Raw genomic sequence first — 7144 nt, 5'->3', positions numbered from 1 at the left:
TTTTTTTTAATACTTGTCGTTCTGATACACCTTTCCCTAAAATGAAGTAATGATTTTGAACCAAATTGCCTTTTCGTTCTATTAAAGGAGTATCATTTTGAGCTAATCCAAAATGAGTAATTAGGAAAAAGTAACTTATAATAATAAATGCTTTTTTCATTGGTTGATAGTTTTTGAAAATTGCCTCAAAATTAATGCAAAAATCTAAACTCTAAAAGCTTCTATCAAATCGACCAGCATTTCCGTTTGCTCCTTAGAATGTGTAGGGAAATTGGCTATTCTAACTTGCTCTTTTTTATACCCTCCATATCCTGTGCCCACATGGATTTTTTTCTGTTTGAGGTAATCAATGAGTAAACTACTGTCAAAATCAGTTTTAATAACTTTTACCGTTTTTGACCTGTTTTTTTCATTTTCTACAAAATGATGAAGCTGAGGATGTGCTTCAATAACCTGATTTAAAATCACGGATTTATAGTCTGTTTCTCTTATGATAGCCAAAATCCCTTTTTCAAGCATATCGGAAGCAACTTTCGCTAAGGTATAGATTCCCAAAATATTGGGAGTTTCTGCAGTTTGAAATACTTGGGCCTTCTCTACCATATCAGGTAATCGATGATAAGAGCCGATTATTTTTCCATCAGCAGCCATTTTCTCTGCTTTTTCCAAACATCTGTTATTTACTATCCATATTCCCAAACCAGCAGGAAGACCAAAAGCCTTTTGTACAGAGAAATAGAGTGTATCAATATTTCTGAAATCAATTGGGATAATCGGAACACCGGAAACACCATCTACAGCTATTAATTTATCAGGATATTTTTCTCTTAAAGCATTGATGGTGTCTAATGGAAATGAAGTCCCACATGCGGATTCATTCAAACAAACTGTAATGATTTCAGCATTCTCAGGCACCTCTATTGCTTCAAAATCAGGCACAGTACCGTCTTCCACTACCAACTCATGGACAGTTCTGCCTAATTGAGTAGCAATCTTAGCGAATCGCTGTGAGAAAGCCCCCATGCTTATATGATAGCATTCATTTTCAACACAATTCTCAATAATTCTTTCCCAGACTTCATTTGCAGAGGAAGTAATCAATACATGATAATCTTCAGGGATATCCATCAACTTTCTCAAGTTTTGCTGACATTCTTTGTAGATATCTTTGAATTGCTGACCTCTATGAGATGTACTGCAAACACCTTTCTTTAGAGCAGTTTTAATATGCTCTTCAGCCGTAAAATATAAAGCTGATGGACCTGGGGTAAAGAATAATTCAGACATTGGCGGTTTCTAGACTAATTTTTGATTTTTTCTTGTAATCAGATAAGGTTATTCCAAAAAATAAAATAGCTGGAATAATCATACCGATAGCGCAAAATAAGTACATCTGAGATAGCGAAAAAATTTCTACTATATTTCCTAAGAAAAAAGCACCAATTCCTATCCCTAAATCTATGGAAGAGAAGAATGTACTCGTAGCAACCCCTCTTTTTGCTGGCTTCACCATATTGATAACCATAGTATGAAGAGTTGGCATTACAATTCCATTTCCTAAGCCTAAAACGAAAGCTGCAATTAAAAAGCTTGGTTCTGCTGTACTTTGTGATAAAAGAATTAAGCCGGAGATCGTGCCAATAAAGCTCAGTAACATCACAAAAGCAGGACCTTTTCTGTCCATCATCTTTCCGCTACTTGGACGGATGATGCTTACCCCAATGGCATAAATTAAAAAGAACATTCCAGTACTCTCGATTGAAAGTTCCTTTGCAAAAAGTGTTATGAAAGACATGATGCCTGCAAAAGGGAATGCTAATAAAAGCATCACCATAGAAACCTTTAAAACCTTGGGTTCAAATACATTCTCCCAGCTCAGTTTATTTTTCCGGTTACTGATTTTTGGATGATTTACGAAAAAGGACATCACCACAGCAAGAGAACACAGAACTCCAGCCGTGATAAATAATACTTGATAGCTACCGGTTTCTTTTAATATTTGTATGCCTATTAATGGGCCAATAGCCATACTTAGGGTCATGGATAATCCGAAAATACCAATTCCCTCACCTCTTCGGCTGTCAGGTACAAGATCAGACGTAATGGTTCCTCCTCCGGTTGTTACTATCCCCCAAAAGCCACCATTTACCAATCTTAAGAATAATAGAAAAATGAAGGATTCAGCTAATCCATAAGTGGCCATTACTAACGCATAGCAAAACATGGAGAAAAGAAATAATTTTCTTCTGCCGTATTTATCAAATGCATAGCCACTTAAGGGTCTTACGATTAAGGCAGACAAGGCATAAGTTCCAATGATGTAACCGACCTTATCAGCATTTTCGCCTAAAACATCGGTTACAAAAGTAGGAAGAGTAGGGAGTAGGAAATAAAATGAAACAGCCATTAAAAGGTAGCTAAAGCAATGCAGAAGGAAATCTTTAGTGTATAATGGAGCTTTTGTCATCTTGGAATTATAAAATAAATGATGCAATATTAATGTTGCTACATCAAAATAAATAATTTTAACTGCTACAATGAGAACTAAGTTACTCTATTGCACCATTTTTTTAAATGAATTAAAGCTAATAAGAGTTTTAGCGTGGTGAATGTTTAAGTTCATCTAAAATTACAGGAATATCTTTTGGTTTGCAATCATGCAGTAATTTGCCATTTACCATCAAATTTGGACCCAGTTTACAATAATCCATGCATTTGGTTTTGATAAGCTTCACGTTTTTAATATTGTTCTCTTTTAGCGATTGCTTCAATTCTGATTTAAGCCCTTCACAACCGTTTTTTTTGCAGTCTTTTCCTGTGCAGATGAAAATGTGATGATTTGAGTTTTGAGAGAGTTTCAAGAAGATGCTTTAAATTTATTTAACAACTTAATTACAATAGCGTAAGAATTTATTTTAGGTTTTGGGTTTTTTACAAATTTATTATTTTTAATAATTGGGTAGTCCTGCTTTCAAAAAAAAAAGCCTGGCAGATTTAAATCTAACAGGCTTTCTAATTTTATAAGTTTGCTACAATTTACTTTTCTGCTTTCTTCTTGGCAGTAGTAGTTTTTCTTGTAGTACGTTTCTTTTTTGGCTTTTCTTCTACGATTTCGTCTTCAACATCAGTTAAGACTCTTCCGCAATGCTCACAAACGATTAGTTTTTTTCTATCTCTGATATCAGCTTGTCTTTGAGGAGGAACAGTATTGAAACATCCACCACAAGCTCCTCTTTTAACAGGAACTACAGCTAGACCGTTTCTAACGTTTCCTCTTAATCTCTCATAAGAAGCAACTAATCTATCTTCAATTTTCTTTAGTGCTTTTTCTCTATCTTTCTCAAGCTTGGCAACCTCTTCTTCAGTTTCAGCTTCGATATTCTCAAGTTCAGCACGCTTGCTTTCTAAATCTTTAACACGGTCTTCGTGCAAAGCTTTAGTTTCTTCAATGCCTTTTATCTTATCTTCAATTTTAGCTTCAGCTTCTTTTATTTTTTTCTCATGGATTTGAATATCCAATTGCTGTAGTTCAACCTCTTTAGTGATGGCATCATACTCGCGATTATTTCTAACGCTCATTTGCTGCTCGCCATATTTGGCAATTAGCTTTTCTGATTCCTTGATTCCTTGCTTAGCGGCTTCAATTTCATCTTTAATAGCTTGAACGCTATCATCGAATTTTTGAATTCGGGTTTCATAGCCTGCAATCTCATCTTCTAAATCAGCTACCTCGTCAGGTAGGGCTCCCCTCACTTTTTTAATATCGTCTAATTTTGAATCGATACCTTGTAATTTTTTCAAGGCATCAAGTTTTTGTGCTACAGTACTTTCCATGCAGTTAATAATATTTTATCGGATTCGTGACAGTCTGTCCTAAATGGAGTGCAATATTAGCAAAATTTTCTTTCAATATTGCATAAAATATCTCATTTGTATAACGTTCGCTCTCATAATGCCCTATGTCGGCTATAATAAGGCTTCCATCAGCATCAAAAAACTCGTGATATTTAATATCTGAAGAGATATAAATGTCTGCTTTTCTATTTTTTGCTTGAGAAATTAGGAATGAACCTGCTCCTCCGCAAATTGCAACTCTCTTAATTTTACCATTTATTTCTTTAGTATGTTTTATAACAGATAGATCCATTTTATCTTTCAAATAGTCGAAAAACTCTTTCGCTTCCAAGGATTCTTCCATTTCGCCTATCATTCCTGAACCTAAATCATCATAAGTATTTTCCAGTTGATGCAAATAATAGGCTACTTCCTCATAAGGATGCGCCTTTTTCATGGCACTCAATATTTTATTTTTTAAATGAAGCGGAAAGATAACTTCTATTTTATGTTCATCTACGGTTTCTAGTTCTCCTTTTTTGCCTATACTAGGATTAGCTTTGTCAGTTGGCAAGAAACTTCCTTTTCCAGCCGTTTCAAAAGCGCAATCTTTATATTCACCTATTTGACCTGCTCCTGCCTGATGTAATGCGGATTTTAATTCTTCAGCATTTTCTTGGGGGACAAAAACACTTAATTTTCCCAAGAAACCATTTTTAGGACTTAATATTTCTGTATTAATTAAGTTTAACTTTTCAGCTATTTTGGCATTCACTCCATTTTTGATGTTATCCAAATTGGTATGAGAAGCATAAATAGCGATATCATTTTTTATGGCTTTTATGACCGTTCTTTCCACATAATTGCTACCTGTTAGTTTTTTTAAGCCTTTGAAAATAATGGGATGATGGGCTACTATCAGTTCACAATTTTTAGAAATAGCTTCTTCTATAACTTCCTCGGTTACGTCTAGTGTAATTAAGACATTGCTCACATTTTTGGAGGCATCACCCACAATTAAACCCGCATTATCATAAGATTCTTGATAAGCTAAAGGTGCAATGCTTTCCAAATGTTGGACGATATCCTTTATTTTGCTCATATTTGTTTTTGTTTCAATTCGGTCAAAGTTAAAAAGTTTTACAGCCCTTGCAATTATTTAAAAACAAGTATTGGCAATTAGTCATGTCTCCTTTTAGTATTTTATACAAATGGGTGATGCAATTACGAAATCATTTATACGATATTGAGCACAAAGCTGTTTTCCGTTTTGATACTAAAATCATTTCAGTTGGGAACCTTTCTATGGGTGGAACAGGGAAGACACCATTTGTAGAATATGTTTTAAGATTTTTGATTGCGAAAGGATATTCTAATAAAGTGGCTACTTTATCTAGAGGTTATGGAAGAAAGTCAAAGGGATTTAGAATTGCTAATGATAAAGATTCATCTAGAACAATAGGAGATGAACCCTTTCAGATTTTTCAGAAATTTAAAGATGAAGTAGTAGTATCAGTTGGAGAGGATAGGGTATTAGCTATTCCGAGTATCATATATGAACATCCGGAAAACGAGATCATAGTTTTAGATGATGCCTATCAACATCGAAGTGTAAAACCCAATTTTTCGATTTTATTGACAGATTTCAATTCTCCTTTTTATAACGATTATGTTTTACCCTCGGGAACCTTGAGAGAAAGCAGGAAGGGGGTCAAAAGAGCTGATGTTTTAGTAGTAACTAAATGTCCTTTTAATTTGGGAGGATTAGAGAAGGAAAGAATTACTGAAAATATTAAACAGTATTCTGATGAAAAGGTATTTTTCACTTCCGTAAAATATGAAAAGCTTGTAGCGACTTTAGAACACCAGAAAGCAGGAAAGAAAATTGTCTTAGTAACAGGAATTGCTCAAGCGCAAAAATTTAAAGATTACTTAATTGAAGAAAAATTTGCTATTGTGAAGCATTTCGATTTTGATGACCACCATAATTTCACAACTAAAGAAATAGATAATATTGATATGACTGCTCATGCAGAAAATGCTAGTATTATTACTACAGAAAAGGACTGGGTAAGATTGATATCCATGCCGGAATTAACCAAATCATTTCAAAGCAAGCTATTTTACATCCCGATCATGGTACAGTTTTTGGAAGATGAAAAATCTTTTCATCAAATCTTAGAAGATTCTATAATTAGAGCTTAATAAATCCATGACTTTACTTAATTTTGCGTCTGTTTTGAAGAAAATTTTACTAATCATATCGATTTTTAGTTGTGGAATAGGCTCAGTTTTAGCCCAGGTTACTGATGACTCCACAAAAAATGTCTATGGTGCTACAACCACTTTTTTCACTACAGAAGAAAATATTAAAAATAATATTGAAACCTATCAGATTATTGATACTAGTTTAGCTAATACTCATAACTGGGATCCTGTTAATATTTCAGATTATTATTATCAAAATCTAGGAACGGTCGGAACAGCTATGCGTCCTGTATTTTATGAAACACCAGAGATAATAGGAAAAAGGAGTGGATTTGGGGTTTATGATTATTATTCAAAGGCACCAAATAAGTTTAAATATTTCGATACTAAATCTCCTTACACCAAAATGAGGTCAGTTTTTGGGGGGAATTACAGAGCTTTTATTGGGATAGATTTTTCTAGGAACGTAAATGAAAACTGGAATGTAGGCTTTAGTTTTAAAAGATGGACTGTAGATAAACAAATTGGACCTTTGCTTAGTAGAGGAGATTTGAATGTGTTAGGTCATTCATATGATTTCCAAACGGATTATCGTTCTCCTGATAGAAAATATCACGTGATGTTTAATTTTGCTCGAAGCTTTCATAAAGTAAATGAAACTGGAGGCATTAAGGATACAACTGAGGTTGTGGTTTATGAAGAGCTGTTTGATTATGATGATGAAGACATTAACCTTAGAAATGCTCAAGTTGGGGCACTCAGGCAGCAATATCATCTTTATCAACAATATAAATTAAATAAGCTTATTCAATTCTATCATGTTTTTGATAGAGCCAACCAAATGAATTCATTTTTGAATTCTAATCCATCTGCAACAACAGACGTGGATTATTTTGATCAATTTTTATTAAGGACAGATTCTACCGTTGATTTAAGCCGGTATGTTTATTTTCAAAATGAGGTAGGTTTTAAAGGGAGTATTGGTGATTTCTTTTATCGCTTTTACGGTAAGAGAAAAGAAATTAGATATACAGGAAAATATCTTACTTCAGTAAACCCATTTACTGAAAATTATGCAGGGGGTTATATTCGTTTTATGCCA

7 protein-coding genes are annotated in these 7144 nt (G+C 33.9%); 2 read left to right on the top strand and 5 right to left on the bottom strand.

From position 1 onward, the window contains the following. Positions 1 to 204 precede the first annotated feature (204 nt). The 5 genes from Q0L29_RS04270 to Q0L29_RS04250 all read right to left on the bottom strand — a co-directional run bounded on the left by Q0L29_RS04270 (position 205) and on the right by Q0L29_RS04250 (position 4936). Entirely contained in the window at positions 205 to 1287 is a 1083-nt protein-coding gene (locus Q0L29_RS04270) for an aminotransferase class V-fold PLP-dependent enzyme (RefSeq protein ID WP_296619373.1), read from the bottom strand. After that, complete coding sequence (locus Q0L29_RS04265; RefSeq protein WP_296619372.1) at positions 1280 to 2467, bottom strand: MFS transporter; 1188 nt, start codon at positions 2465 to 2467, stop codon at positions 1280 to 1282. Before Q0L29_RS04265 ends, Q0L29_RS04270 begins: the two co-directional genes overlap by 8 nt. A 130-nt stretch (positions 2468 to 2597) precedes the next feature. After that, positions 2598 to 2861: a (2Fe-2S) ferredoxin domain-containing protein gene (locus tag Q0L29_RS04260; RefSeq protein WP_296619370.1), complete on the bottom strand. Its 264-nt coding sequence runs from the start codon at positions 2859 to 2861 to the stop codon at positions 2598 to 2600. A 175-nt stretch (positions 2862 to 3036) separates the two neighbouring features. After that, positions 3037 to 3834: a C4-type zinc ribbon domain-containing protein gene (locus Q0L29_RS04255; RefSeq protein WP_296619369.1), complete on the bottom strand. Its 798-nt coding sequence runs from the start codon at positions 3832 to 3834 to the stop codon at positions 3037 to 3039. Between the two features lie 4 nt (positions 3835 to 3838). Beyond that, positions 3839 to 4936: a Nif3-like dinuclear metal center hexameric protein gene (locus Q0L29_RS04250; protein ID WP_296619367.1), complete on the bottom strand. Its 1098-nt coding sequence runs from the start codon at positions 4934 to 4936 to the stop codon at positions 3839 to 3841. A 47-nt stretch (positions 4937 to 4983) separates the two neighbouring features. Here Q0L29_RS04250 and lpxK point away from each other — a divergent pair, with 47 nt between their 5' ends. Further along, positions 4984 to 6039 (top strand): tetraacyldisaccharide 4'-kinase, encoded by a 1056-nt coding sequence (lpxK, locus tag Q0L29_RS04245; protein WP_296619366.1) that lies wholly within the window; start codon positions 4984 to 4986, stop codon positions 6037 to 6039. A 7-nt stretch (positions 6040 to 6046) separates the two neighbouring features. Next, positions 6047 to 7144, top strand: a 1098-nt coding sequence (locus Q0L29_RS04240) for a putative porin (protein WP_367275749.1), incomplete at its 3' end; no start/stop codon positions are given.

It is taken from the genome of Marivirga sp., from assembly GCF_024636815.1.
GTDB lineage: Bacteria > Bacteroidota > Bacteroidia > Cytophagales > Cyclobacteriaceae > Marivirga.
Note: the sequence above shows the minus strand (reverse complement) of the source record. Positions and strands in the feature narration are given on the sequence as shown.

Coding starts and splice junctions, on each gene's coding strand:
- Q0L29_RS04255 (WP_296619369.1), bottom strand. CDS start 3,834: ATGGAAAGTACTGTAGCACAAAAACTTGATGCCTTGAAAAAATTACAA.
- Q0L29_RS04250 (WP_296619367.1), bottom strand. CDS start 4,936: ATGAGCAAAATAAAGGATATCGTCCAACATTTGGAAAGCATTGCACCT.
- Q0L29_RS04265 (WP_296619372.1), bottom strand. CDS start 2,467: ATGACAAAAGCTCCATTATACACTAAAGATTTCCTTCTGCATTGCTTT.
- Q0L29_RS04270 (WP_296619373.1), bottom strand. CDS start 1,287: ATGTCTGAATTATTCTTTACCCCAGGTCCATCAGCTTTATATTTTACG.